Here is a 509-nt window from a genome sequence, read left to right on the forward strand (position 1 = left end):
CCGGGCGGCCGACGGCGTCGATCACGACATCGGCGCCGAAGCCTCCGGTCAGCTCCCGGATCGCCTCGACCGGATCGGTCTCCTTGGAGTTGACCGTGTGGGTCGCGCCCATGGTGCGGGCGGTGGAGAGCTTGCGGTCGTCGATGTCCACGGCGATGATCCTCGCCGCGCCCGCCAGGTACGCCCCGGCGATCGCGGCGTCACCGACGCCGCCGCAGCCGATGACGGCCACGCTGTCGCCGCGGCCGACGTTCCCGGTGTTGATGGCCGCGCCGATGCCCGCCATCACACCGCAGCCCAGCAGCCCGGCCACGGCCGGTGAGACGGCCGGGTCCACCTTGGTGCACTGGCCGGCCGCCACCAGCGTCTTCTCCGCGAAGGCGCCGATCCCGAGGGCAGGGGAGAGCTCCGTGCCGTCGGTGAGGGTCATCTTCTGCTTGGCATTGTGCGTGTTGAAGCAGTACCAGGGCCGCCCGCGCAGACAGGCCCGGCACTGCCCGCACACGGCA

General features: G+C 72.3%; 1 protein-coding gene. It reads right to left on the reverse strand.

The features are described from left to right. Positions 1–509: zinc-binding dehydrogenase (locus IE318_RS44600; protein WP_189908506.1), on the reverse strand; the 509-nt coding region annotated here is incomplete at both ends.

The organism is Streptomyces spiralis (assembly GCF_014654675.1).
In the GTDB taxonomy this organism is placed as follows: domain Bacteria; phylum Actinomycetota; class Actinomycetes; order Streptomycetales; family Streptomycetaceae; genus Streptomyces; species Streptomyces spiralis.